The following is a 24,021-nucleotide window of genomic DNA, read 5'->3' as shown; positions in this document are numbered from 1 at the left end:
AACCTCTTGATTATTATACTTTAGATTTGCTATACCAGTGTCAATGTTAATAGCTTTTTTTGTTGCATCAGCTGAATTACTTGTATGTGTTTCAGCGAAAGAAATAGAAGAATAATTAAAAGTGCATAAGCCAATTGATAAACATGCTAGTAATTTTATTCCTTTGTTATTTTTCTTAATTTTCAAAAAAATCAACCCATTCCTTTTTCGATATGATATTTTAAATGATTGCCAAATAATAAACTTACATAAATACTTTTAAAAGTTCTTGAACGAATGGAATTACTCCACCTACAAATTTCAAAACTGCCATTGCGATTTCCATATTATTCCCTCCTCTTTTCGTATTAAGATGTGGTAAATTTTAATACTTTCATTATAGTAATTACTTATATTTATAGCAATATATTTTATATGCAATATTGCATATAAGAATGTAGCAAGGGTTCTGGTGCAAAAATCCCAAGACTCTTGCAAATAATCTCCTAATCTTGGACATACTGATACTAGTACTCTAAAAAAGGATGTGATTGGTATGGAAAAGCAAAATCTATTCAACTGGAAACATTATCAACCGGATATTATTTTATTAACCGTGAGATGGTACCTACGGTACAACCTCAGTTTTCGTGATTTAGTCGAAATGATGGAAGAACGTGGGCTATCCCTTGCTCATACAACAATCATGCGATGGGTAATTAGATAAGCGCGTACGACGTCATCTTAAATCAGCCACTGATTCTTAGCGAGCCGATGAGACGTATGTGAAAGTCAAAGGTCAATGGATGTACCTATATCATGCTGTTGTTTGATTAAAAAAATGTTTTAGACTATAGAAAAAAGTATTAGACTATTAAAAAATAGTTGTAGACTGAAAATATGCTTTCTGTACTTGAAGAAGAATGTGTTGGACGACTGGTGGAGTTCGAAGGATTGCAGAGTATAAGAAAACCGCCTGTGATGGCGGTCAATTTTTAACGTAGTAATGGCGTTCATGTAATCATCTAAAAAGTGCATCTTAACGAGGCGCATTAAAATATGTTGTTTTAATTTAACGCTTTTATGATGTTATCTACAAATATTTTATCGATTTCATGTCCTTGGTTTGTTTGTTCTGAATCCATAATTATTCCTTGTGATTTCTCTTTGTCAATCCACAAATAGTATGTTTGAATTGTTCCACTTAAAAAGTGAACATTTACTTTGAAATTTGGCTTTTGTGTACTAGATGCATTTGAAGGTGTATCAAAGTTTGTAGTTTCGATAGCGCTTACGAATGCTCCAACATCAAATTGCTTTACGAATATGTAGGTCTTATCTCCCTCAACTTCAATAAATTCAACAGATTTATTTTCTATGGAGTTTACTCCTTCACCATCCTTCGCTGTATAATGAAGGATAATACCATCTTCTGACTGTGCGCAATCTCTTAGCATATATACTAGACCATGCGTTTCTTGTGGAGTAACTAGTTTATTACATATATCTTTTCTATAGTTAGATTTGTACTTGTAAGTAAAAGTGAATTTTTCGTCTTTATAAGTTACAGTTTGTAAAGTTGGCACTTTTGCTTCCTCGTCAGTTAAATAATTTTTAATTTGTATTTCATCATTTTTCTTATCTTTTACATTTTGAGAAAATATTTCAAATCGTTCTAGGTTTCTAGATTTTTCTTTGGGTATATGTATAATAATCTCATTTTTGTTCGCTACAGTTGATGATTTCTCACTGCCATCGCCACATGCAGATAAGGAAGCAAGTGATAAACATAATGCTCCAACAATTAATGTTTTCTTCAAATTGAGTTCCCCCCTAAAACATATTAGAAATTTAATTATAGCAATAATTCACTATATTTCCTAAAAAATTTAGCGCTTCGAATAGGTTATTTAGAATACATATTTCTATATCATGTGATGAATTTTAGTCCTTCTCTAGTAGGAACTGAATTTATGCCGTATATTTCATAATCGGTAGTAATTGTGAAATATACGGTTAGAACATGATTATTTTTTATAAAATTCTTAAAATTAATTAAAAAGAGAAACTCCATTTTGAACGAACTTTTTTCAAAATGGAGTTATTGTATTAATTCCATAGCAATTATTCAGTCTAATACTTTATTTTAATAAAAACTCTCTTTAAGAAATGAACTTTAGTAATCAGTCTACATCTTTATTTAATTAAATTAGAAAAATAAGAATTGAGAAATCTAATTAGACCAACGATATTTAGTCTAAAACATTTTTTAAAATGAACAGCTGTTGATTCAAAAGGAAATACAATTGATTTTCATTTAAGCAAAACAAGAGATCATAGGGCTGCAAAGCGTTTTTTCAAGAAAGCTTTGCAATCTTTTCATGTTTCAAAGCCCCGTGTGATTACAGTAGACAAAAGTCCGGCCTATCCTATAGCGATTGAAGAGTTGAAGACAGAGAAAAAGATACCTGTAGGCATCCAAATAAGGCAGATAAAATACCTTAATAACATTGTAGAGCAAGATCATCGTTTTATTAAAAAGAGAGTTCGTTCAATGTTGGGATTGAAATCTTTTCGTACAGCTAAATTTATTCTTTCAGGAATAGAAGCGATGCATATCATTAAAAAAGGCCAACTTATTTTACGGGACAAGTCTGTCCAAAATGAAATGAAGTTTATTCATCAACTATTCGGAATGGATGCAATCTTTGCACCAGAACCATTTAAGAGCAAAGGGGGTACATAACAGCGCAGATAAGGTTGAGGAAACATACAAGTATATAACTCTAGCTAAATGAGGGAAGCCCTGCAGGGGATGCAGGGCAGTACTAAGATCATCGAGTTGTTGAGTTTATAAGAATTTCTTGAACTGCAATAAGTTTAACATATAATTTTAAACAACTTTATATAAGGATGTTACGAATTCGTGAACAAAGACAAGCTTTTTTGCCGGAATATTCAGGAATCTAACGGTGTCCCCACCTAGCAAATGAGTTCCTGGATATTCCGATGCTCGAACCAACAAATTGTAATGATTTAGAAGGAAACAAGTACTTATGTAGATTTGAACATTATGAAGTGGATAGTCATTTTGAAGGTGAACCGCTAGAATGGAAGGTTCACATCATCGAATTAATGCCAATTATCCCTATCTATAAATGCTGGGGAAAAGGAATCAAAACAAAATGAAAAACCGCCCTATCTCTAGGACGGTTTGGAGAAAACACATTTAAAACGCTAACCACATTATACCAGGTTCTGGTGCAAAAATCCCAAGACTCTCCATGAAATTGCTAATTGAAGAAAATTGAAAAAAAACGTATTTAGATTGATGCGTCTTTTTGCGATGTCTCTTTTGTGAAATCATATAAAGCAAATGCACCTAAAATAACAAGTATGTCTTCAGGAACATCCAACAAAATAGCTTTCCAATTTTCTGGTATTACCCATTTAATACCTGCTGCTGTTTCAAGATATGTTTGAAAATAACCGATTGTAAAATCAATTACAGATAAACATACAAATAATATTAGACAAACTCGAATTAATTTATTATTTTTAAACATGTAACACCTCTCAAAATTCATTGGATGTTCCTACTTTTAGTTTGTTATATTTTTACATCCTTATATTTAATTTTAACACATAAAAATCAAAATAAATACAATATGTATATTTGCATATTGTATTGTTAAGAAATTACTGCAAATAAAAAAGCCCTGCATAGGGCTTTTCATTTTTTTGTTTTGGAGCTTTATAAAATTCTTAAGTTGGTGGCTGTGTGGCACTATCCCTCCCATAAAGATAACCAAAATTTAGAAATCATGTTTTTAGTAGAAAATAGCTAATCTAAATAGTGAATTTATAATTATAAGGAGGAATTTAATTATGACAGTAATTACTAAGCTTAAACAAACTATTTCTGGATTAAAAAGTGCTCAAGCATGTTTAGAAGGATTTGTTCTTGATACTGACAATCCGCAAGCAAAACAACTATATCAAAATGCAGCTCAGCAAGCGCAGACAATTATTGATTCTTTAGAACCACGTGTTCAGGAGGTTCAACAAGATGAGCCTCAGTATAATCAATAAAACGCAGTAACCTTCAGATTTTTTGCAGAGATCTTATCATAGTTAGATTTATATATCTGAGGTTCTTCCGTATGCCCATCAAGTTAAGAAATTAGTTGTTCCTCAAAATGAAAAAATCGAGCTAAATTCTCATAAATAACTGTAAAATAATAAAATTGTCGTTTTAGGGACACTTCAAAATACTAGCTTGATGGATATGTAAACAAAAGAAATCCCTCTAAACTAATTAGGAGGGTTTCTTTTGTGTTCAGCTTAGATACATTCCATGTAGAATCATTGAGATACACTAATTCATTACAATTCATGTTATTTTTTAAATACTCCAAAGTAAACTTTGAAATATTAGTTTACTTTCAAACCTTCATCAATCGGACTTTTACGGGCAGTTTACTTTCTACCTAACTCCTTTGCTTTTACAAATAATACTCAAACATTTTTGCAACCTTTTCTTTCATTTTTTCTTTTATTTTTTCTTTTATTTTTTCTTTTATAGATAATTGATTGACATCAGAGGATGTTACTCGCTTTGAATTTTGTAAGTCAACATTAATGACTGGCTTTATTTTAGAAATATAGACGGGGTCATGGATATAACAATTCATTTCTTCATTTAAATGAAATGAGCGCGAACCTTTTTATAACCATATACTTCCATCCCCTGTTTTAATGCTTTTCGGATATATGGATACGCTGCTTCTTTAACTAACAGTGCATCCGAATGAGGTGAGAACAGAATTTTGACACGAACTCCCCTCTTTCTTGCATCTACTAATGCGTTCCAAATAGTTCTGTCTTTTGGTATAAAATAAGGTCTTCCGCTAAAGAAGTAAAAATCTCCCCAACAAGCGAATCTTCGTCATATACACATGACCCATTATTCTCTTCACGCTTCGCAAACGGTATTTGGGCGATTACTTCTGTTTGCAGTTGTTCTGCTAACATTTCGCCGCCAACCTTGCCGAAGAGATAGTTTCTTGATCCGTCTTGTTCTTCGTAATATGCCATGTTTTCAACGATACCTAAAATATCGTGTTTCGTATGTTTTGCCATTACTCCTACTCTAGAAGCGACAAATGAAGCTACGTTATGAGGCGTCGTAACGATTATTTCCTTCGCTTGTGGAATCATCGCAGCGACATCAATTGCAACGTCCCCTGTTCCAGGTGGTAAATCTAGAAGAAGATAGTCTAGTTCTCCCCAGTGCGTATTCGCAAGGAAATTTTGAATCCATTTATTTAACATCGGTCCGCGCCACATAACTGGGTTGTTTCCTTCTGTAAAGAATCCCATCGACATAATTTTAACTCCGTGACTCACGACTGGAATTGCGGTTTGGTCGATCATTGTTGGCTTTTCATTCGTTTCCATCATAGCAGGGATGCTGAACCCGTATATATCCGCATCTAAAATCCCAACTTTTTTCCCCATGCGCGCTAACGCAGTAGCAAGGTTAATCGTCACAGTTGATTTTCCGACTCCCCCTTTTCCGCTCGTTACAGTAATAAAACGTACCCCTGAATCAGGACGTAACATACTAGGCATACCTGATTCTGTTCTAGCCTCTTTCTTTAAAGATGCTGTTAATGCCGCTCGTTCTTCTGGTGTCATCGAACCGAATGTTAAAGAAACTTTTGATGCCCCAATATTTCGAAGAGATTCTTCAATATCATGTTGAATTTTTGCTTTCAACGGACAACCTTGTATCGTTAAAACTACTTCTAGCCCAACCTCTGTACCATCAATTTGTATATTTCTTACCATGTTTAATTCCACAATACTTTTGTGTAACTCTGGATCTTCTACATGACTTAAAGCGTTCATAATTTGTTCATGAGTAATCATCATACACATTCCTTCCATTATAATCATTTCACTTTATGAAAAAAGTCTCCGCTTTTCCCACCCGTTTTTTGAACTAAATATGTTTCTTTCATAACCATCGTTTTATCAACAGCTTTGCACATATCGTAAAAAGTAAGGGCGGCGATTGATACGGCCGTTAATGCTTCCATTTCTACACCTGTTTTCCCACTGCATTTTACTGTAGCTCGTATGATCAACTCATAGCCATCGGTTTTCTTTTCATAATGAAACGTAAAGTCTGTTCCTTGGATTAATATCGGATGACACATAGGGATTATATCCGCTGTTTTTTTAGCACCGATTATGCCAGCAACTTGTGCTACCTGGAGCGGGTCACCTTTTTTCAATCCACCACTTTGAATTGCTTCAAATAGTTCATTTGATAAAGAAATTGTACTTTGCGCAACAGCTGTACGTGTTGAAATGTCTTTTTGAGAGATATCAACCATTTTGGCTCTTCCTTCTTCATTCCAGTGCGAAAATTCGCTCATAATGATCCTCCTTAATGTATAAAAGATGCGGTATTCAAATAAAAAGAATTAACCTCCACTTACGGGCGGGATAAACGCGACAGTATCTCCGGCTTTTACAATATCTTCGTCCATTACAAATTCTTCATTAATTGCTATCATAACTTTATCCAGCGATTGTAATTGATAGTTATCTTTCAGCCATTTTTTCAATTGATGAACATTCATCTCTCGTTTTTCTATTATTACTAGTCTCTCTGAGCCGACTTCTTCTCGTAAATTTGCGAACAGTAAAATTGTTATCATCTTCTCATTCTTCTTTCTTTGGTTTTCCTTCTGGATACGAAGTATTTTCGAGCTGATCTCCTATCCACTCCGTTCCATCTTCCCAAAATTCTTTTTTCCAAATTGGGACAATTCTCTTTATACGTTCCATTGCGTATTCATTCGCTTCGTACGCTACTTTACGATGTGGTGACGATACTGAAATGACAACAGCGATATCCATTATTTCTAAGCGTCCTATTCGGTGTGTGATTGCTACTTTTGTATCCGGCCACTGATTCTTAATTTCTTCTCCAATTTCAGTAAGCTTTTTTACTGCCATCGGTTTATATGCTTCATACTCAAGATGTAACGTTCGTTTTCCTTTCGTTAATTCTCTAACCGTTCCAATAAAAGTTGTAATTGCTCCCGCTTCTCGTCTTGCTATTTTATCCATTACTTCTTCAACTACAATCGGAATATCTACAATTTCAAATAGTGCTTGTCCCATCAAAACCTCTCCCCACTTTTCGGAATGTCCAAGGCCATTCACTACCTTCGTTATCTTCTAATAAGAGAACATCAACAAACATCCCTTTCTTATATCCTCTCGTACCACCTAGTAATACGATAAAAACATTTGATTCCGCTAATGAAGAAACGGAACTAGATTTATCAAATCCTGAAGGATAAGCTATGAGTTGTCCTTCGTTATACTGGAGCTTCGCTCGTATAAACCTTGTAAATGGATTCGGTTTTAGAAAGTCTTCTCCTAGTAATGCTTTTTCTCGTTTTACATGTGGTTTTTCGCTAAACATATACGCACGAATGCTAGGTTTTACGAATAACTCAAAACCTACATAGCAAGCAGAAGGATTTCCTGATAATCCGAATAATAATTTTCCGTTTAATTGAGCTACAGTCGTGACGCTTCCCGGCCGCATTGCAACTTTATTAAAAAGAACTGCTGCTCCTAATTTTTCGTATATCGCTGGCAAATAATCGTAATCTCCTATCGAGACACCACCAGTTGTAATTAACATATCAACTTCACTTAACGCTTTTTTCACTGCTTCGTAGCACGTATTCAAATCGTCGCTAAACTTCCCAAAGTATTTTACTCTTCCACCTGCTCTTCGAATTTGAGACGATATCATATACGTATTACTATTTCTAATTTTCCCAGGTTGTAGTTCTTCATTTACATCGAGAAGTTCACTCCCAGTCGCTAATAGTCCAATGACAGGCTTTTTCGCTACTGGCACTTCGCTATAACCGAATGTAGCAAGAAGAGCAGAAATACCTGGATTAATGTAACAACCCCTTTTTGCGAGAACGGTTTCTTTACTTGCATCTTCACCTTGAAAAGATATATTGTCCCCTTCTTTAAATGAGCGTTTCACTTCCATATAGCTTTTTCTGATATTCTCATATTGACGATGACGAGTCAGTTCTAGCATGACGACCGTGTTACATCCTTTCGGAATTTGTGCCCCTGTCATAATTCGAACTGCTTGAAATGCTCCTACTTCTGTAGGAAATACGGAACCTGCTCCAATTTCACCAATTACTTCAAATACAATTGGATTCTCACGACTAGCTCGTAAAGTATCTTCTGCCCTAATAGCAAATCCATCATATGGCGAGCGATCGAAGGAAGGAACATCGTGATCCGCTACTAAATCGTCTGCTAACGTACGTCCGTATGCTAATTTCAGTGGTACTAGTTCTTTTACACCACAATTAGCAAATCCCATTACTTTACGAACAGCCTCTTCAACTGTAATCGGCACCCTTCTTTCCATCATTACCAATTCCTTTCTATTAACCTAATAACCGATAGTATAGTTGTTTCGCTTTTTGAATTTCATTCGTTCCGTGAATGAATACACGACCATCTTGAAAAATGACGATGCGATACTCTTCTAATTGGCAAAAGAGCAAATACAGATTCCGATCTACTTTCCCGTGGTTCTTTAATACTTTTTCTAACTCGTCAAAGTTGTAATGACTATTATGCGCCGGTCTAATTTGAACTGTATTTCTTCCGCATAAAACAGCTATCTTCGTTTGATTTTCGTATGATAAATAAGGATAAGTTCTATTTGTTCCGCACGAAGGACAGTCTTCCGTTTTGATTTTTCCTCGTTTGATAGAATGATGTTGATTACTCCATATATCAAACATTAAAAATGTTTTCCTAACTGCTTCGTAATCTTCTACTAAAATTTTGAAAGCTTCCGCCACTTGATACGCTGCGACGATTTGAACGGCAGGACTAATAACTCCAACTGTGTCACACGTCGCCCCTGTAACAGGAACACTTTTCAACACACAATGTAAGCACGGTGTTTTCTTCGGAATAATTGTATAGCTCATGCCATAACCTCCGACACAAGAACCGTAAATCCAAGGGATATTGCGTTTTTGTGATAGGTCATTGATTACAAATCGAATATCAAAATTATCTGTGGCATCAATAATGACATCGACACCGTCCAATAAAGCTTCCATATTATCTACTCTTGCATCCATTACAAGAGCTTGAATTTGCACGTCTGAATTAATTTTTTTTAGACGATTCTGTGCTGCGATTGCTTTTGGCAACTTTTCTATCGCATCTTGTTCAGCGTAAAGCTGTTGCCGCTGTAAATTACTCCATTCTACGTAATCACGATCAATAATCGTTAATTTTCCGATCCCTGCACGTACAAAGCTTTCCGCACTTGCACTTCCCAATGCACCTGCCCCTACTATTAATACATGCTTATTTCTAATCATTTCTTGCCCCTTACTTCCAATAGGAGTGAACAACTGTTGTCGTGAATACCGCTCTATCATGAGATAGCCTTCCTTTCATTTAAAAAATCCGCTTCATATACTGTTATTTCTTCAATACATCTTTTTCGGTAGCACTTTGTTTCTGATAACAAGAAAAATAAGCGAATCCAACAAATCCAGCTCCTCCAATTACATTTCCGATAAAGACAGGAACAAAGTTTTTAGCAAGATCCATCCACGTAAGGTGCCCCGCAAAAATCACTGCTGAAATGACAAACATATTTGCTACTACTTGCTGAAATCCAATTACGACAAATGCCATAATCGGAATCCAAATTCCAACAATCTTTCCAATTAAATCGTTCGTTCCGTAAGCTAACCAAATTGCAAGACAAACGAGCCAGTTACAACCAATTGCTAAAATTAACGTTCTCCCGAAAGATTCATGTAACTTATCTTGAGCTATCGCTATCGTTTTACTTAAATAGGCTCCTTCAGTTAACCCGCCAAGATGACCGAAACAATACGCTACGAAAAGTGCACCTGCGAAGTTAGTTAAAGTGATCCAAACCCAATTGTTTAACACATGTTTCAATGAAATTTTCCGCGCATACAGTGCCATGGCCATTGACATCATATTTCCCGTAATTAATTCTCCTCCTGCTAAAACAACGAGCATAAGTCCAATAGGAAAAACTGCTCCACCTATAAAATTGACTAAACTTCCCCATTGCTCCGGTACATTACCTAAAACACGAATATTAAGTAAAAATCCTAACGAAATGAATGCTCCTCCTAAAAAACCAAGAATAAGCATCGCTGATAGCGGTTGCCCTATCTTTTGAACACCGGATTCAATCACAAGCGCCGCAATTTGTTCCGGTTTATGAAATGCCATAACCAATTCCTCCATTTTTCTCATCTAAAAAAAGCAACACCAAAAACCCTTAACATCGTAAGGATTTTGGAATGTTGCTTAATCTCTCTGCATATCTCTTACAGAAATATCAATCATCATTTTTACTATACTCATAGAAAGTGTACAAAACTTGTACATTTCCCACTATTTACTTTCAAAAAGAGATTCTACATTCATAGTAGTTTCTCAGCCACCGATATGCGACATTTCAATCTTCGGCATTGTTTTTTTATTCGTATCGCTTAATCGTTCATCTGAATAACGGTCTGAACGATTATTCCAAATGTCACGAATAACATTAGTAATCTCCTCATCTGTATATCCAGAACGAAGTAATTCTTTAAGATCGTTTCCTTTAGAAGCAAACAAACATGTATATAATTTTCCTTCTGCGGAAATACGTGCTCTTGTACAGGATGAACAGAACGAATCCGTTACAGATGAAATAATTCCTATTTCTTCATTACTACCGATATAGCGATAACGTGTCGCAACTTCACCAGGATAGTTCGCTTCAATACGTTCAAGCGGCATAACTTTATGAATCATCTCTAATATTTCTTGCTTAGAAACTACTTCGCCTAATTCCCAGCCGTTAAAATTTCCGACATCCATATATTCAATGAACCGAAGGATATGCTTATTCTCTTTAAAGTACTCTGCCATCTGAACGATGTCTTGTTCATTTTTCCCTTTTTGGACAACCATGTTCATTTTAATTTTCATTCCGGCTTCCGCGGCAGCCTGTATTCCTGCAAGAACCGTTTTCACTTTACTTCTATTCCCATTTAAATAAGAGAATCGCTCTTCATTTAAAGAATCTAAACTAACTGTCACACGAGATAAACCCACCTTATATAAATCAGGAGCAAATTTTTTAAGTAATGATCCATTTGTCGTTAAACCAATATCCTCTACTCCATCAATTTCGTTTAACCGCTGTATGAGTTCAGGTAAGTCTTTTCGAAGTAAAGGCTCTCCCCCAGTAATGCGTAACTTTCTTACACCTAAAGAAACGAAAATACGTGTAATCCTTTCAATTTCATCAAAAGATAAAATTTTATCATTAGACAAAAAAGAATAATCACGACCAAATATTTCTTCTGGCATACAATATCGACAGCGAAAATTACAGCGATCGGTAACAGAAATACGTAAATCCTTTAAAGGACGATCTAATTTGTCTAATGTAACAGATTTCATGATTATTGCCTCGTTTCTACTTATTTTATATTTATAATCCGCTCTGGATGCGTATATACATTTAAAGATTTATTACGAATGAAGCCTATGGTAGTAATCCCTAACTGTTCCGCTAGCTCTAATGCTAACTCAGTCGGAGCTGATTTTGACAATATTACTTCACAGCCAATTTTCGCAACTTTTAATAGAATTTCAGAAGAGATACGTCCGCTAAAAACAATAATTTTATCGCCAATCGAAATGTTATTTTTTAAGCAATAGCCGTAAATTTTATCTAAAGCGTTATGTCTTCCTATATCCATCCGGCTTAAAACAATTCCACTCACATCACATAAAGCTGCATTATGAACGCCGCCTGTATGTTGAAACGTAGACGCAGATTGCTGCATATCATTCATTAACCGAAAACAATCCTCGGCAGAGATTTTTACGCGAATATCATTCATTTCTTTCGCGGTCAGCGCATCGTTTGCGAAAACAAACCCCTGCCTACTCATTCCACAGCACGAAGTAATATAACGTTTGTTTTGCATGTCACGATAATAAGGATTAATTCTCGTTGTTTTTACATGTACATAGCCTTCTTTTTCTTGCACCCATATTTCATCAATATCTTCATACTTTTGGATAATGCCCTCAGAGGCCAAAAAGCCAATTACCATATCTTCAATATACTCCGGAGTACTAACCATTGTAACAAATTCCTGGCCGTTAATTTTAACCGTAACAGGAAACTCTGTTACAATGCTGTCCTCTATATGTTTAAATTCCCCTTGCTCATATTTAAAAGTTTCCCGTTCCACCTGAATCGATTTCACGATGAGCATCCTTCTCTCACGTTATATTTTTATCAAAGACAAAAACTGAAACTGCAATATCTTCATCTACTTTCATATCAGAAAACAGATGAACTAACTTCGCACCAACAAGTTCTTCTAAATGTTCATGAGGATTAGCCGCATACACTTCTTGAATCATTTTCGTTCGAGCCATATGAACCATTTCCGCCCCATCCATAGTTCCCGAAATGAATTTCTCTGTAGGTGTCAAATTCCCATAAAGTGTAGCAATCGCCATGTTTTCGGTAAATACAGTATGAATTCGTTCCGGCCCTTTCCCGAACAACTCTTTTCGAAGCTTTCGGATCATATCATTAAATTCATGTACCATTTTTGACATACTCTCATTCCTTCCCAGTTATTCCTTACTATCTTCTCAAATATTATTCCCTCACAATTATTTTAACAAAATGACCATTTCGTCTAAACTATTTAATAATGAGACGAAATGGATCATCTTTTACAATTATCTCAAGTACGCAAACAACCTATGAAATACTATTATTGTTGCTTATCTATTCTTCTTTTAACCCTTTACCCATACCTTTTAAGAAATGAAGACCAAATCCGATAGCACGATTAATATCTGGATCCTTCAGTACTTTCATAAGGTCTAATATTCCTACTTTTTTATTGCGTTGCAAATGCTGATTTCCTTCATCCATACCTGTTAATACACTACCTACAAGCTTTTTCGTAAGTTCCGGATCAAGTTCTGTTAATGCCCCTGCAGCGCCCATCATATTATTAATTAAATTTGTAACTGGTTCACGAGTGACTTGGCCTAGAACAATTTTTGCGATTGGTTCTTTCGCTTTCAGCATAGAATTTGCAGCTTCCAGCATCCCAATTTCATTTAGCTCACCTACTATATTAAACATTTGATTTAAAGCATCTTCATTATTTGCTAGCAGTTCTTTTAAATCTTCGAGTTTTTGTTGTTTGAGCTCTTCCTCAGTTAGCTCCTGCTTCTGGATCGCTTGAATAGGTGCTGCCATATTCTTTTCTCCTCCCTAGTTATCCGTTAAGTGTACGTATCCTGGACGAGCCCACTTACGATTTACCTCAATACCGTTTTGAGGATGACGCTTTTTATTACGTGGGTTCGTTTTTGGCATCGGATTTTCACCTTCTACTTGTAACACTTCCATACGTACTTTCGTTTGTTTATATGCAGGCGTGTTTGTACGTAAGTCAACGGCAGGACCTGTTAAGAAATTAATTGCCGAATCTTTATCCGTCGAGTTCATCGGTAAATAAAGTTCATTCGCTTTTACACGATCCGTTACAAGTGCACGTAATTTAAGTACTCCAAATGGAGAAACAAGGCGTACTAACGAACCAGTTTTCACTCCACGTTCTAGTGCAAGTTCTGGAGAAACTTCGACGAAAACACCTGGTACTTTCGATTGAATACCAGTTGATTTATTTGTCATGTTCCCTTCATGGAAATGTTCAAGCATACGACCGTTATTAATGTGAAGATCGTATTCTGCTGGGAATTCAGCAGGGCGTACCCAATCAGCTATCGCAAAACGAGCCTTTTTGTCCGGGAAGTTAAATCCATCTTTGAATAGAAGCGGCGTATTCGTACCATTAAAACTTCCCCAGTGGAAACTGTTCCACCCTTCAAGCACTTCATAGTTTGCGTGTGCAAATAGTGGTGATAAACTCGCCATTTCAGCAAAGATTTCACTTGGATGACTATAGTTCCAGTTTACGCCTAACTTATTAGCAATTGCCTGCACGATCCACCAGTCTGGTTTCGCATCTTCTAGCGCCGGAAGCACTTGATATAATCTTTGTATACGACGCTCTGTATTTGTAAAAGTACCTTCTTTCTCAAGAGATGGCGCTGCTGGTAATACTACATCAGCGTATTGAGCTGTTTTAGAAAGGAACACATCTTGAACGACAAAGAATTCAAGACTTGATAACACTTCATGTACGTGATTTGCGTTAGAGTCTACAAGAGCCATGTCCTCTCCAACAAGATACATAGCTTTCATTTTCCCTTCATCAATTGCCTGAAGCATTTCAATGTTATTAAGACCTGGTTTGTTATCAATTGTTACTCCGTAAGCTATTTCAAATTTCGCACGTTCTACATCGTCAGTAACGTGCTGATATCCTGGAAGCCAGCCTGGAAGTGTTCCCATATCACAAGCACCTTGTACGTTATTATGACCTCGAAGCGGATATGCACCAGCACCTGGACGGCGATAGTTTCCTGTTGCAAGAAGTAAGTTTGAAATCGCAGCGGAAGTATCTGAACCACCAGTATTTTGCGTTACACCCATTCCCCAAAGAATACACGTACCATCTGCATCACGAATCATTTCTGCCATTTTAACGAGCGTTTCTCTTGAAATGCCTGTAATCTCTTCTGCATATTCAAGCGTATATTCCGCGAGACTATCTTTGAAATCATCAAAGAAGTTTACATTCTCGTCAATGAACTGCTGATCGTGCCAACCTTGATCAATCATATATTTCGTAATAGCCATTAACCATACTTGGTCTGTTCCTTGCTTTGGACTAATAAAAATATCTGAACGCTCTGCCATTTCAGTTTTACGAAGATCTGCAACAATTAGTTTTTGACCGTGAAGTTTATGCGCACGTTTCACACGAGTTGCTAATACTGGGTGACCTTCTGTTGGATTACAACCGACGATAATAACAAGACCCGATTGTGCGATATCTTTAATCGTCCCTGCATCTCCGCCCATACCAATTGTACGGAACAATCCATCTGTCGCTGGTGATTGACAATAACGTGAACAATTATCAACGTTATTCGTTTCGAACACTTGACGCGCTAATTTTTGAATAACATAATTATCTTCATTTGTAATTTTAGAAGATGAAATAAAGCCGATAGAACCTTTACCGTACTCTTCTTTAATAGAGCCCAATTTATTCGCCACTACATTAAGCGCTTCTTCCCAAGTTGATTCAACGAACACTCCATTTTTACGAATTAAAGGTTTCGTAAGTCGTTTTTCAGAATTAACGAAATCCCAACCGAATTTTCCTTTTACACAAGTAGAAATTGCATTAACTGGTGCCTCAGAAGATGGTTGCACCTTTAAAATTTTACGCCCTTTCGTCCATACTTCAAATGAACAACCTACACCACAAAACGTACATACTGTTTTCGTCTTCTTCGTACGAGTGTCGCGCATCGCCGCTTCTACTTCTGACACAGCGAAAATACCGCTATATCCAGGTTCAACCTCTTTAATAAGATCAACCATAGGCCCCATAATATCCGGTTTTAACCCTGTCATAAATCCAGCTTCACCGAGCATCGATTTCTCCATTAATGCATTACAAGGACAAATTGTTACACATTGACCGCAGCTTACACATGAAGAATCGTTAATATCTACTCCTTCGTCCCAAATAACACGCGGGCGCTCTGCCTCCCAATCAATAGATAACGTTTCATTTACTTGTAAGTTTTGACACACCTCTACACATTGACCGCACGCGATACATTGATTCGGGTCATAGCGGTAAAATGGATGGGACATATCAACTTCGCCTGTATCAACTTTTGGTTCGTAAGGATATTTTTGATGCTCAATTTCCATTAATTCTGCCGTATTATGCAATTTACAATTCCCGTTATTGTTGTCACATACCGTACAGTAAAGTAAATGATTTTCCAATAAGCGGTCCATCCCCTCATGTTGTGCTGCCTTCGCACTAATAGAGGACAACTCGATATTCATACCATCCGTCACTACTGTAGAACACGATCGCACTAGCTTTCCATTCACTTCTACAATACAAGTATCACACGTTTGAATAGGATCCACTTCCGGCACGTAACAAATTTGTGGATGTTCAATTTCGTTCTCATTAATAATGCCTAGTATAGTTGAACCAGGCCCAGCACTATATTCTTTGCCGTCAATTGTAATATGAACCATGCTGTCGTTCATGGTTACTCCCCCTTTTTGAGAATAAAAAAAACTCCACCACGAAAATATACGCACCACATTTTTGGCACGTTATCATCATGGTGGAGTAGTTTATTAGCACATCTTGCTAAAATACCAATCCATTTATTCATAAATAAAATGATAGATTCATAACAGGTCATATCACGATTCCATCTTTAACACTGTAATTATAGCGTTAAATCGAAAAATACACAATATAATTATCATTAAAAAGGACAAAGCACATAATAATCTGTACCCTTTGTAAAAAAGTTAGGCAACATCAAGAAGATGATTTCTGTATCCTGGACTTATCCCCGTCAAGTAGACAACTGTAAAAAAGACTATGCAGCCATCGAAATTCGATATTCGATCGGAGCTCGATGATTGAGTCGTTTTTGGAATCGTTTGTAGTTATAATGATAGATGTATGTTTCAATTGCTTGAATCTGTTCATGCAATGTATTATCCTTTGAAAGGCGTAATTGCCTTTGACTACATGTTGAACGCCACTTATAGTAGCTAGAGCGATTTAACTGCGCAATGAAGACAAGCCAGGTTACTTTGTACCGAGAACGTAGTTCTTCAATAATCTCGTACTTAGCCGTTTGAGCAAGAACACCTCCTATAGATTTGGATACTGCTTTTTTAACTTTAGTAATGAAAATAAGCCGATATTATGCAACTCTGTATAAAAAGCTGCATAATATCGGCTCTAAGGATTTTATACGTTATAGAAGATTAGCTTTTCGTTACATTAACAGAGCCTTTCTAATTAAAAATTATAGGAAAAGTAAATGTAACGAAAGCTGCCCAAATTCCGTAGACCGGCAAATACTTAGTAACGGCATCTTGGATAGTTGAAGGTCCGGATTTGTTTTGTAGAAAACGCATATAGGAGAGCATAATCCCGATTAGATTTGCCCAAATAAGTATGTTTACTCCTAAAACAGCAATTCTATTAGGCGTAATCCCATAAGAAGAAAGTCTGAACACGATGGCTGACAAAGCCACACTGTCAATGATAAGCGCAAGAACAATTAAGGCAAAATTTATATAATCTGAAATGTTCTTTTTCTCGTCTGAGTCGCTCTCGGTAATGGAAAATATGGTAACAGCCAATACAACAAGGAGTATTCCGTTGAAGGCTATCAGGAAATTGCGGTCTAAGAATGGATTTTTTCCGACCCATATAACCGTTATAAGATAGACCAACAATGTGACCAGGACAAGAGGACTAAAAATTTTAGCTATATACGGTGTAATATTCTTAGCAAGTTTAAGATTCATTGATACCAGGTATGCAGCCACAATAGCGAGAGCGGCAGCACCAAATAAAATGACATTACTAAAATAGAAGTCTTCTATATCCAAGCCAATAAAGCTAAATAACTGCATGGTTAATGCTGCTAGTACTATTCCGCTAACTGCCATGCTTGCGTAGAGAATACAATATTCCAAATTAAATTTAATATAGGCCAATCTTGTACTGCCTTTTGAATATTCATTTCCTGTAAATGCAAGCCCTACCAATACCCATAAGAATATGGGAAGGTGTAAATAAGCAAGGATAATACTGTCTTTATAATTTAATGGCAGCATATTAAGATAAAACCCGGAAATTAGGAACAACGCTGCAAGGGAATAAATAACACTTTTTTTCGGAGTATTATTGTAAACAAAATAGGTAGCAATAAATGGAATTATACCAAAAACCAGGTTAATTGGAGCAATTGCTTCCTGTTCGACAAAATGGAAAATGATCCTGGTGCTTATCCCGGCCAGAATGGCTAAAATGGCCATGAATAAGAAACCTTTTTGAAGCAAGGAAGATTTTTCTGTGTTTGCCGTCTCCTTGAAATGCAATCTTTCATTCCAAACGGCAAGAACCTGAGAATCAGGATTTTGTTCCCATGCGTGTGAGAATGACTTTTTAAAAGTTTTCGGGTCTTTTCTATACATTCTCTCCAACTCATGAGGGTTAGTAATATTTTCAATAATCAAATTGTTGATGTCCATAGTTATACCTCTCCTGATAATTGTTGCATTAAGTTTTATTGATTTTTTTAACTATCTTCGTCACTTTTGTATTCTAAAATATCTCAGGCTGACATTCTAAAGCCTTACAAATTGCCTCTAAAGTGGATAATCGAATCACTTTTGCCTTTCCATTTTTCAATATAGAAAGGTTCGCCATTGTTATTCACCTCAGACCGTTAAATCATTTTCTGATTTGATATTAATTGCTTCTTGTAAAAGTTTTTGAAGAACAGCCGCAAAGACTGCGATAACCATCGAAGCAAAAGGAACAACCAATCCGACAAAGATAACTCCTGGTGCGTCGTCTACTTCCGGAAAGATATAGAAGAGAGACCACACTAGCACATGCAAAATACTGATTGTGATGGCACAGTATTTGATTTTCTTTAAAGCTTTTACAGATAAATCGGAGAAAGATTTATTTTTGTCAATATAGCGTAAGAGTTTGAAAGCCTGATACAAAGCAAAGTAAAAAGGTATCGCCGATGCATCAAAAGCGATGAAAACGAGATATTTTATAAAAGAAAACTCTGGAAGCAATTTTGCTGCAAGATTCGCCATCTCAGGTACCAAAAAGATGCACAGAGCAAGAACTGGGACTCCTAAAAGAATAACAGCTATTATTAAAAACAACGTTGTTACTTTTTCCATAAAAAGCCCCTCACTTATTTATTCTGATTTTGATTTTAATATATATTTTATCGTTTTACAATAAATTTTTATTAATTTGAATAACATTTTTATTGTATGTTTTTGTTTTAAGCAAAAATAAAAAGCATTCCTCATTCAAAGAAATGCTCTATAACTTTAAGCCATTAAATTTATAACTTGTACAGCTAACCTGCCAGTTAGCTTAAGTACGTTTCTTCACAATATGCTCTATATGCTTTAACAGAAATATTGAATTCTCTTATTAAGTGTTATTCCGCAAAATGGTCCGATTGCTGAATAAGAAAAAATCCTGCACATCAACACAGGATTTTGATCAAACTTTTTTACATATTATCAAACTTTGTTTTAAAGCCACAGATGGCAGTGTGGTGGTACGCCAAAGATAAGATCATACTCTCCGATCGTATCTCTTTTTTGTAGATTCTTGATACAAAAAAAGGAATCCTTATAATAAGGATTCTGCAACAGGAAATAACAAAAAATAAATAATAAAAAGAATTACTTATATTATAGTTTATATGGTAATAATATAATATCGGGAAATATTTACATACAGTATGTATTACGTAGCAATTGTAGAAATGACTTGTTTATAGACTAGCTGTTGCTTACCATGAACCATCATTAGAATGATAAATTTATCTATGGGATACTATTTAATCTTTTAATAGATCTTCGTCTAAAAAGAGTTCGATGTCATCTAAATTTACATTTTTTTCTTTCATGAATTGAAAATTTTAAAATAAATTCTTCAAAAGAGTTTGCTATAAGATAATAATATTCTTTTCCATCTTCGTCTATTGTTTCACCTTCATGATACCAATAATAAATTTTACCCCTGTATTTATCTTTTAAGCCTATACATATTAAATCTCCCCCGTCCGCATCTGCAATAGGCATTACAATACTTCCTAAAATATCCTTATAAGTTTGAATGATTGATTCAATTTCATAGGCATCATTAGTAATACCATAAAAGCCACCTATCGAGTCAAAACCATCCTCGGGGGTTACAGGGGTAACTTCAATTGCCTGATACATTCTATTATCTTTAATAAAACACCCTCCATATTCAAGCAAAAACTCTTTGTAGTCTAATGGTAAATCTACACCATATATTCGTTCAATTGTTTCGATTGGCTTATATGCATCTTCTTTTTTTGAGACTACCATTTTCGAATCAATTATTTCATTTAATACTTGCTTTATTATTTTGTTAATTTTATTTTCCTCCTCTTAAATCTGATGCTGAACCTATATGTGGTATATTAGCATGTAACTCTGTTGGAATTAACCCAATTTCAGTAGAACTTTTATGGTGAGGTGTTAACCCTCTTTCTTTTAACCAGGCCTTTCCTTGATTCTTTGATTTAAACCCCTTTAATTGCATAATTTTTCATACACTAAATTGAAATCATTATTAGAGCCATCTAACATACCTTCTTTAAATTTTATAGAATCTTTACTCCAAGGTGTGAAGTTAGGTCTACCATCAATAAATTCTACACCTTCACCATTCGTTTTACTTTTAACTTCAGTTTCATCAGACTACCATTTCCCATTACCTGGCTCACCTTTCCAGTGACCATCACTTCTCGGTAACCTTGTTCTAGGATTACCCGTACCCTTAGTGTACTTATAAAATTATAACGCTCTTTTCACTTTTCATGCTTAAACAAAAAAGCACTCGTCGTCTATCGTAGACAATCAAGTGCTTTAAGTTCATGCATTTTCTAGATTTTCACGGTTAGCTTTAAGCTTGTACGTTTTATCACGTCGCAAAAACAGTGTGACACCTTTCGCATATTGTGGTGACAAGTAATACCTTTAAAATACACGAACTTGTGTGCATTCGTTAGTTTACTATACATTACATGTCTTTGTAACCGCCGCACAATAAAATGTCATCTCGCCTAAGCTTGTACTTCGTTTTCTATTCTATCATTGCACATAGTACCCCATGATGGTACAACCACCATGAGCTGTCCATTCAACTTAGATATAACTATTACTGTAAACCTTTTAAAGGTTATTATTTTTCACTTCTTCAAACCACTCATCAGCAATATGATTCGCCGTTTTAACATCATTATTCGTATATACCAAATCACAATTGTATTCAGCTCTAAAGTTGCCACTTTGAACATTATAGATTAATTTCATCTCGGTCGGCATCTCTCTCTCATATTCTTTACATAATGCTTCTACTTTTTCAATATCTTCATTTATTATGTTCAATACCATGAGCATTCTGTTTGGAGACACATCGTATCTTTCGTCTCCATCCTTCAATACATCATTCACTTTATGACATTTTACGTACTTATTGTTAATTAAATAAAAGAACTTACTCGAAATAATATTTCCTTCACAAGAAGCATAAACATATAATTTATCCGCTCTATCCTCAATATATTCCATGCATATAGATATCATATCTGCTTGCAATTCACTAAATCTATCTTCAAATTCTTTCATATTACTTTTTCGCTCCTTAAATTAATTTTTAATAACTTTAGATGCAGGCTCACCTTCAATAAAATAATTAACTATAAATTTATCAGGGCGCACATTATTTCCATCATAAATTATTACAACATCAACCTTTACTTCTTTCGGAGGTGTTTTTTTCAAAGCTGCAGCCCATTCTTCTTCAATCTTCTTATATTTCTTCAAATTAACATCAGATAATTGCGAAATTAAATTGTCAATTTTAGGCGGGCCTCCAAATCTATCACCTGCTAAATGCCCTACATGGTCTTGTCCTTTTACTTTACCGGTTGTATTTTTACTATGTGATAATCTCTTCTCTCTTTCAGTTAACTGTAGCTTATCTGTTTCAAATTTTTCAATTCTTCCAAGACTATCGGTTTCATAAAAATGGTCAAACTCTCCTGTTTTATACCTAATATCAGGCTTTAATCTATTTTTTCTTCCGCTTGTTAACGATGGAAGGGGTATTGAGAAAAAACTTATAACCTTGATGATTTTGAAGACTAACTTAAAAAGCAGTAGCCTGAAATTAATTTCGGGTTATTGCTTTTTAACTATATTTTAAAAATAATTAATTCAACCTTTTATCTTCATGGCTTTAATATCTTTTCCAATCTTACTCGTTTAATAAAATCATCTAATGCCTCTTCTTCATTACCATAATGAGCAATTGAGGTTTCTACAATACTCGCTCTCTCATCAGTTACACAAACAACCCACTTATTATACTCTTTACAAATTAGAACCTCATCCGGATCCACATCCTTTTCATGAAACCAGTTATAATATTTTAATCCTTCTTCTGATAGGATTCGTTTTGCCTCATCTCTTGTCATATTAAAATTATCCTCCTTATTTTATTTGTTTCAATAATTTCAATCCTTCTAATTGTGCGACTGTTAAAGGAAGTTGTATTTTTGCTTCCCCTTTTATTGTCCCAAAACCTGGAGCTACCTCTCCAATTTGTGCTTTTAATTTGCTATAATCACCACAATAGTACTTTTGAATAGCAGCATCTACCTGTGCTTTTAGTGTAGGTCACTACAATTATCAATATAGGTTTTTATATTCGAGAAATCACTTACAACCTCATATTGATGGTATTTGCTCACATCTTCCAAATACGGAAAAGCGCTCTCGCCGTAACTATAAGGTTTTCCATTTACCACAGGTGATGTATACGTACCATTTGACGGCTCATATCGGTCAATAACTTCACCTATTTTTAGTGTATACTCATCCTTCATAACTTTCCCATCCTTATTTACAACATAGCCGCCGTTTGGTACTTGCCCCCAATCAATGTGTCCATCAGCCCTTAAGACATCAGAATTCTTTGGAATTTGTACTTCTTTTGGCCATTTCCCTGTTTTCTCCACTTCTTCTGCTAACTTACTGTCAATATTATTTAAGTAAGCATGTAATTCATCTGTCGTACAAGTTAATTGTTTTAATTCGGAACAAAAAATACCTAGCATTCATCATAAATTGATTTTATCGCTTTATGGTGAATGCTAGGTATTTTTCAGGAGAAAAACATTATTTTCTTCTCTCTCTTCGATTCTTTCGCATTATCAAATATTTTAATATCAATTCACAAGCATCATTTTCATTTTCAAAAGTATCTATAACATTCATTCCACCTCTCTCTAACGATTGATATACTTTCCATACTTTTTCTTCTTTTAATATACCTAATTCCAATTCACCAATAGATTTATCACCTAAGTTGTATTCATGTTCTTCTATTCCTAATTCATCCAATCTAGTTTTTAACTCACTAACATTCATTCTAAACCTCCTACTTATTTAATTTTTTTTATAAATCCAAATTCCTCCAAATATACAATGGACATTGGTAATTTCTATTGTATTCGTCATATCTATGGTTCTATTCTCTAGTTCATTTGCATTCATGTATGCACCATTACTTGATTCTTGCATTTGTACAATCGAGAAAGAAAAAACAGGAACAGCAATCGGGTTTTATAATTTAACACTCAATGTCGGGATGTCAATCGGTATTGCCTTTACAGCAGCAATGATGGACCATTCCGCAATGCGCCAAAGCTTCCTAGGAATTGCAAACAATGCGGACGTTTCCATGTTTAGCAATACCCTATTCATCCTCGTACTCATTGCCCTTTTCAGTTTATCTCTATACGGAATATTAGAAGGACGAGAAGCGACAAAATAGATATATTGTCTATTTGTTAACTAGTCATATAGAATAACGATTCTTTCATAATTAGAACCCTAAAACGAGAAGTTTAGGGTTCTTTTTTATAATTTATAAAATATAAGAGATGCTTTAGACTTGATGCTTCCGCCTAATTATGTAAGTACAAACTATACAATATGTAACTTCTAACCATTCTTACTTAATCTTCTTCTCTCTTTTTCTAACCGTCTAAAAATCACACATATAACACCGCCCGCCACTGTAAACAGAA

Annotated in this window: 25 protein-coding genes and 9 pseudogenes; 5 read left to right on the top strand and 29 right to left on the bottom strand. The window is 35.2% G+C overall.

Annotation, left to right across the window (positions count from 1 at the left end; translation table 11 throughout):
• Both U860_RS0125985 and U860_RS37065 read right to left on the bottom strand, forming a co-directional pair.
• Positions 1 to 195: pseudogene (locus tag U860_RS0125985) on the bottom strand (alveolysin); the annotation flags it as partial.
• A 49-nt stretch (positions 196 to 244) separates the two neighbouring features.
• Positions 245 to 428, bottom strand: a pseudogene (locus U860_RS37065) (hypothetical protein).
• Positions 429 to 535: 107 nt separating this feature from the next.
• Here U860_RS37065 and U860_RS34265 point away from each other — a divergent pair.
• Positions 536 to 806: pseudogene (locus U860_RS34265) on the top strand (DDE-type integrase/transposase/recombinase); the annotation flags it as partial.
• 240 nt (positions 807 to 1,046) lie between these two features.
• On the opposite strand, the gene U860_RS0125975 reads toward U860_RS34265, so the two are convergent.
• Entirely contained in the window at positions 1,047 to 1,799 is a 753-nt protein-coding gene (locus U860_RS0125975; protein WP_025150813.1) for a DUF4362 domain-containing protein, read from the bottom strand.
• A gap of 368 nt (positions 1,800 to 2,167) precedes the next feature.
• Between U860_RS0125975 and U860_RS0125970 the strand changes: the two are divergent.
• Positions 2,168 to 2,725, top strand: a pseudogene (locus tag U860_RS0125970) (IS6 family transposase); the annotation flags it as partial.
• A gap of 263 nt (positions 2,726 to 2,988) precedes the next feature.
• Entirely contained in the window at positions 2,989 to 3,168 is a 180-nt protein-coding gene (locus U860_RS0125965; protein ID WP_025150812.1) for a hypothetical protein, read from the top strand.
• 134 nt (positions 3,169 to 3,302) lie between these two features.
• Here the strand turns inward: U860_RS0125965 and U860_RS0125960 are convergent, their stop codons facing one another.
• Positions 3,303 to 3,566 (bottom strand): DUF3937 family protein, encoded by a 264-nt coding sequence (locus U860_RS0125960; protein WP_081806917.1) that lies wholly within the window; start codon positions 3,564 to 3,566, stop codon positions 3,303 to 3,305.
• Between the two features lie 301 nt (positions 3,567 to 3,867).
• Between U860_RS0125960 and U860_RS0125955 the strand changes: the two genes are divergently transcribed.
• Positions 3,868 to 4,071, top strand: a complete 204-nt coding sequence (locus U860_RS0125955; RefSeq protein WP_025150810.1) for a DUF1657 domain-containing protein — start codon at positions 3,868 to 3,870, stop codon at positions 4,069 to 4,071.
• A 413-nt stretch (positions 4,072 to 4,484) separates the two neighbouring features.
• Here U860_RS0125955 and U860_RS34260 read toward each other — a convergent pair.
• The 25 genes and pseudogenes from U860_RS34260 to U860_RS0125840 form a co-directional block, all read right to left on the bottom strand.
• Positions 4,485 to 4,882 (bottom strand): annotated as a pseudogene (locus U860_RS34260) (phospholipase D-like domain-containing protein); the annotation flags it as partial.
• A complete protein-coding gene (locus tag U860_RS0125945; RefSeq protein ID WP_025150808.1) occupies positions 4,840 to 5,916 on the bottom strand; it encodes a P-loop NTPase in 1,077 nt (358 codons plus the stop codon). The gene U860_RS0125945 and the pseudogene U860_RS34260, both read right to left, overlap by 43 nt.
• A gap of 20 nt (positions 5,917 to 5,936) precedes the next feature.
• Positions 5,937 to 6,425: a cyclic pyranopterin monophosphate synthase MoaC gene (gene moaC / locus U860_RS0125940; protein ID WP_025150807.1), complete on the bottom strand. Its 489-nt coding sequence runs from the start codon at positions 6,423 to 6,425 to the stop codon at positions 5,937 to 5,939.
• Positions 6,426 to 6,473: 48 nt separating this feature from the next.
• On the bottom strand, positions 6,474 to 6,710 hold the full coding sequence (moaD, locus tag U860_RS0125935) for a molybdopterin converting factor subunit 1 (protein ID WP_025150806.1): 237 nt from the start codon (positions 6,708 to 6,710) through the stop codon (positions 6,474 to 6,476).
• A 4-nt stretch (positions 6,711 to 6,714) separates the two neighbouring features.
• A complete protein-coding gene (locus U860_RS0125930; RefSeq protein ID WP_025150805.1) occupies positions 6,715 to 7,179 on the bottom strand; it encodes a molybdenum cofactor biosynthesis protein MoaE in 465 nt (154 codons plus the stop codon).
• The gene (glp, locus tag U860_RS0125925; protein WP_025150804.1) at positions 7,160 to 8,473 is read right to left on the bottom strand and encodes a gephyrin-like molybdotransferase Glp; all 1,314 of its coding nucleotides are present in this window, start codon (positions 8,471 to 8,473) and stop codon (positions 7,160 to 7,162) included. Before glp ends, U860_RS0125930 begins: the two co-directional genes overlap by 20 nt.
• Before the next feature lie 19 nt (positions 8,474 to 8,492).
• A complete protein-coding gene (locus U860_RS0125920) occupies positions 8,493 to 9,509 on the bottom strand; it encodes a molybdopterin-synthase adenylyltransferase MoeB (RefSeq protein ID WP_025150803.1) in 1,017 nt (338 codons plus the stop codon).
• 43 nt (positions 9,510 to 9,552) lie between these two features.
• The gene (locus U860_RS0125915) at positions 9,553 to 10,347 is read right to left on the bottom strand and encodes a formate/nitrite transporter family protein (protein WP_025150802.1); all 795 of its coding nucleotides are present in this window, start codon (positions 10,345 to 10,347) and stop codon (positions 9,553 to 9,555) included.
• Positions 10,348 to 10,554: 207 nt separating this feature from the next.
• Positions 10,555 to 11,571, bottom strand: a complete 1,017-nt coding sequence (moaA, locus tag U860_RS0125910) for a GTP 3',8-cyclase MoaA (protein WP_025150801.1) — start codon at positions 11,569 to 11,571, stop codon at positions 10,555 to 10,557.
• A gap of 20 nt (positions 11,572 to 11,591) precedes the next feature.
• Positions 11,592 to 12,389, bottom strand: a complete 798-nt coding sequence (gene fdhD / locus U860_RS0125905; protein WP_025150800.1) for a formate dehydrogenase accessory sulfurtransferase FdhD — start codon at positions 12,387 to 12,389, stop codon at positions 11,592 to 11,594.
• A gap of 16 nt (positions 12,390 to 12,405) precedes the next feature.
• Positions 12,406 to 12,750 (bottom strand): DUF2294 domain-containing protein, encoded by a 345-nt coding sequence (locus tag U860_RS0125900; RefSeq protein ID WP_000041502.1) that lies wholly within the window; start codon positions 12,748 to 12,750, stop codon positions 12,406 to 12,408.
• A 175-nt stretch (positions 12,751 to 12,925) separates the two neighbouring features.
• Positions 12,926 to 13,408: a DUF1641 domain-containing protein gene (locus U860_RS0125895; RefSeq protein WP_025150799.1), complete on the bottom strand. Its 483-nt coding sequence runs from the start codon at positions 13,406 to 13,408 to the stop codon at positions 12,926 to 12,928.
• 15 nt (positions 13,409 to 13,423) lie between these two features.
• Complete coding sequence (fdhF, locus tag U860_RS0125890; protein WP_025150798.1) at positions 13,424 to 16,363, bottom strand: formate dehydrogenase subunit alpha; 2,940 nt, start codon at positions 16,361 to 16,363, stop codon at positions 13,424 to 13,426.
• Positions 16,332 to 16,524: pseudogene (locus tag U860_RS0125885) on the bottom strand (hypothetical protein). Before U860_RS0125885 ends, fdhF begins: the two are co-directional and overlap by 32 nt.
• 610 nt (positions 16,525 to 17,134) lie before the next feature.
• On the bottom strand, positions 17,135 to 18,382 hold the full coding sequence (locus U860_RS0125880; protein WP_025150797.1) for a DUF4153 domain-containing protein: 1,248 nt from the start codon (positions 18,380 to 18,382) through the stop codon (positions 17,135 to 17,137).
• 47 nt (positions 18,383 to 18,429) lie between these two features.
• A pseudogene (locus tag U860_RS34250) lies at positions 18,430 to 18,560 on the bottom strand (helix-turn-helix domain-containing protein).
• A gap of 11 nt (positions 18,561 to 18,571) precedes the next feature.
• The gene (locus tag U860_RS0125875) at positions 18,572 to 19,054 is read right to left on the bottom strand and encodes a DUF2975 domain-containing protein (RefSeq protein ID WP_025150796.1); all 483 of its coding nucleotides are present in this window, start codon (positions 19,052 to 19,054) and stop codon (positions 18,572 to 18,574) included.
• A 583-nt stretch (positions 19,055 to 19,637) separates the two neighbouring features.
• Positions 19,638 to 19,718: pseudogene (locus U860_RS34245) on the bottom strand (RNA chaperone Hfq); the annotation flags it as partial.
• Positions 19,719 to 19,771: 53 nt separating this feature from the next.
• Positions 19,772 to 20,248, bottom strand: coding sequence for an SMI1/KNR4 family protein (locus tag U860_RS32025; RefSeq protein WP_240184495.1), 477 nt, complete (start codon positions 20,246 to 20,248; stop codon positions 19,772 to 19,774).
• 49 nt (positions 20,249 to 20,297) lie between these two features.
• Entirely contained in the window at positions 20,298 to 20,465 is a 168-nt protein-coding gene (locus tag U860_RS35400; protein ID WP_115610357.1) for an HNH endonuclease, read from the bottom strand.
• Positions 20,466 to 21,097: 632 nt separating this feature from the next.
• On the bottom strand, positions 21,098 to 21,553 hold the full coding sequence (locus U860_RS0125860) for an immunity protein YezG family protein (protein ID WP_025150795.1): 456 nt from the start codon (positions 21,551 to 21,553) through the stop codon (positions 21,098 to 21,100).
• A gap of 21 nt (positions 21,554 to 21,574) precedes the next feature.
• Positions 21,575 to 21,928 (bottom strand): DNA/RNA non-specific endonuclease, encoded by a 354-nt coding sequence (locus U860_RS34240; RefSeq protein WP_240184497.1) that lies wholly within the window; start codon positions 21,926 to 21,928, stop codon positions 21,575 to 21,577.
• A 230-nt stretch (positions 21,929 to 22,158) separates the two neighbouring features.
• Positions 22,159 to 22,404 (bottom strand): hypothetical protein, encoded by a 246-nt coding sequence (locus U860_RS0125850; RefSeq protein ID WP_025150794.1) that lies wholly within the window; start codon positions 22,402 to 22,404, stop codon positions 22,159 to 22,161.
• Between the two features lie 192 nt (positions 22,405 to 22,596).
• The gene (locus U860_RS0125845; RefSeq protein WP_025150793.1) at positions 22,597 to 23,046 is read right to left on the bottom strand and encodes a glycohydrolase toxin TNT-related protein; all 450 of its coding nucleotides are present in this window, start codon (positions 23,044 to 23,046) and stop codon (positions 22,597 to 22,599) included.
• A 61-nt stretch (positions 23,047 to 23,107) separates the two neighbouring features.
• Positions 23,108 to 23,359: a hypothetical protein gene (locus U860_RS0125840; protein ID WP_025150792.1), complete on the bottom strand. Its 252-nt coding sequence runs from the start codon at positions 23,357 to 23,359 to the stop codon at positions 23,108 to 23,110.
• Between the two features lie 76 nt (positions 23,360 to 23,435).
• Here U860_RS0125840 and U860_RS0125835 point away from each other — a divergent pair.
• Positions 23,436 to 23,765 (top strand): annotated as a pseudogene (locus U860_RS0125835) (MFS transporter); the annotation flags it as partial.
• Between the last annotated feature and the right edge of the window lie 256 nt (positions 23,766 to 24,021).

The organism is Bacillus sp. H1a (assembly GCF_000633475.1).
GTDB lineage: Bacteria > Bacillota > Bacilli > Bacillales > Bacillaceae_G > Bacillus_A > Bacillus_A paramycoides.
This window is presented reverse-complemented; position numbering and strand designations above follow the sequence as displayed.

What these genes read in the sequence shown, in the direction of transcription:
- U860_RS0125880 (WP_025150797.1), bottom strand. Translation starts at nt 18,382, where the DNA reads ATGGACATCAACAATTTGATTATTGAAAATATTACTAACCCTCATGAG.
- U860_RS0125875 (WP_025150796.1), bottom strand. Translation starts at nt 19,054, where the DNA reads ATGGAAAAAGTAACAACGTTGTTTTTAATAATAGCTGTTATTCTTTTA.
- U860_RS0125920 (WP_025150803.1), bottom strand. Translation starts at nt 9,509, where the DNA reads ATGATAGAGCGGTATTCACGACAACAGTTGTTCACTCCTATTGGAAGT.
- U860_RS0125930 (WP_025150805.1), bottom strand. Translation starts at nt 7,179, where the DNA reads ATGGGACAAGCACTATTTGAAATTGTAGATATTCCGATTGTAGTTGAA.
- U860_RS0125965 (WP_025150812.1), top strand. Translation starts at nt 2,989, where the DNA reads ATGCTCGAACCAACAAATTGTAATGATTTAGAAGGAAACAAGTACTTA.
- moaC (WP_025150807.1), bottom strand. Translation starts at nt 6,425, where the DNA reads ATGAGCGAATTTTCGCACTGGAATGAAGAAGGAAGAGCCAAAATGGTT.
- U860_RS0125960 (WP_081806917.1), bottom strand. Translation starts at nt 3,566, where the DNA reads ATGAATTTTGAGAGGTGTTACATGTTTAAAAATAATAAATTAATTCGA.
- U860_RS0125895 (WP_025150799.1), bottom strand. Translation starts at nt 13,408, where the DNA reads ATGGCAGCACCTATTCAAGCGATCCAGAAGCAGGAGCTAACTGAGGAA.
- U860_RS0125900 (WP_000041502.1), bottom strand. Translation starts at nt 12,750, where the DNA reads ATGTCAAAAATGGTACATGAATTTAATGATATGATCCGAAAGCTTCGA.
- fdhF (WP_025150798.1), bottom strand. Translation starts at nt 16,363, where the DNA reads ATGAACGACAGCATGGTTCATATTACAATTGACGGCAAAGAATATAGT.
- U860_RS32025 (WP_240184495.1), bottom strand. Translation starts at nt 20,248, where the DNA reads ATGGTAGTCTCAAAAAAAGAAGATGCATATAAGCCAATCGAAACAATT.
- U860_RS0125955 (WP_025150810.1), top strand. Translation starts at nt 3,868, where the DNA reads ATGACAGTAATTACTAAGCTTAAACAAACTATTTCTGGATTAAAAAGT.
- U860_RS0125945 (WP_025150808.1), bottom strand. Translation starts at nt 5,916, where the DNA reads ATGATGATTACTCATGAACAAATTATGAACGCTTTAAGTCATGTAGAA.
- moaA (WP_025150801.1), bottom strand. Translation starts at nt 11,571, where the DNA reads ATGAAATCTGTTACATTAGACAAATTAGATCGTCCTTTAAAGGATTTA.
- moaD (WP_025150806.1), bottom strand. Translation starts at nt 6,710, where the DNA reads ATGATAACAATTTTACTGTTCGCAAATTTACGAGAAGAAGTCGGCTCA.
- U860_RS0125860 (WP_025150795.1), bottom strand. Translation starts at nt 21,553, where the DNA reads ATGAAAGAATTTGAAGATAGATTTAGTGAATTGCAAGCAGATATGATA.
- U860_RS0125915 (WP_025150802.1), bottom strand. Translation starts at nt 10,347, where the DNA reads ATGGCATTTCATAAACCGGAACAAATTGCGGCGCTTGTGATTGAATCC.
- U860_RS0125845 (WP_025150793.1), bottom strand. Translation starts at nt 23,046, where the DNA reads ATGCTAGGTATTTTTTGTTCCGAATTAAAACAATTAACTTGTACGACA.
- U860_RS35400 (WP_115610357.1), bottom strand. Translation starts at nt 20,465, where the DNA reads ATGCAATTAAAGGGGTTTAAATCAAAGAATCAAGGAAAGGCCTGGTTA.
- U860_RS0125840 (WP_025150792.1), bottom strand. Translation starts at nt 23,359, where the DNA reads ATGAATGTTAGTGAGTTAAAAACTAGATTGGATGAATTAGGAATAGAA.
- U860_RS0125850 (WP_025150794.1), bottom strand. Translation starts at nt 22,404, where the DNA reads ATGACAAGAGATGAGGCAAAACGAATCCTATCAGAAGAAGGATTAAAA.
- glp (WP_025150804.1), bottom strand. Translation starts at nt 8,473, where the DNA reads ATGGAAAGAAGGGTGCCGATTACAGTTGAAGAGGCTGTTCGTAAAGTA.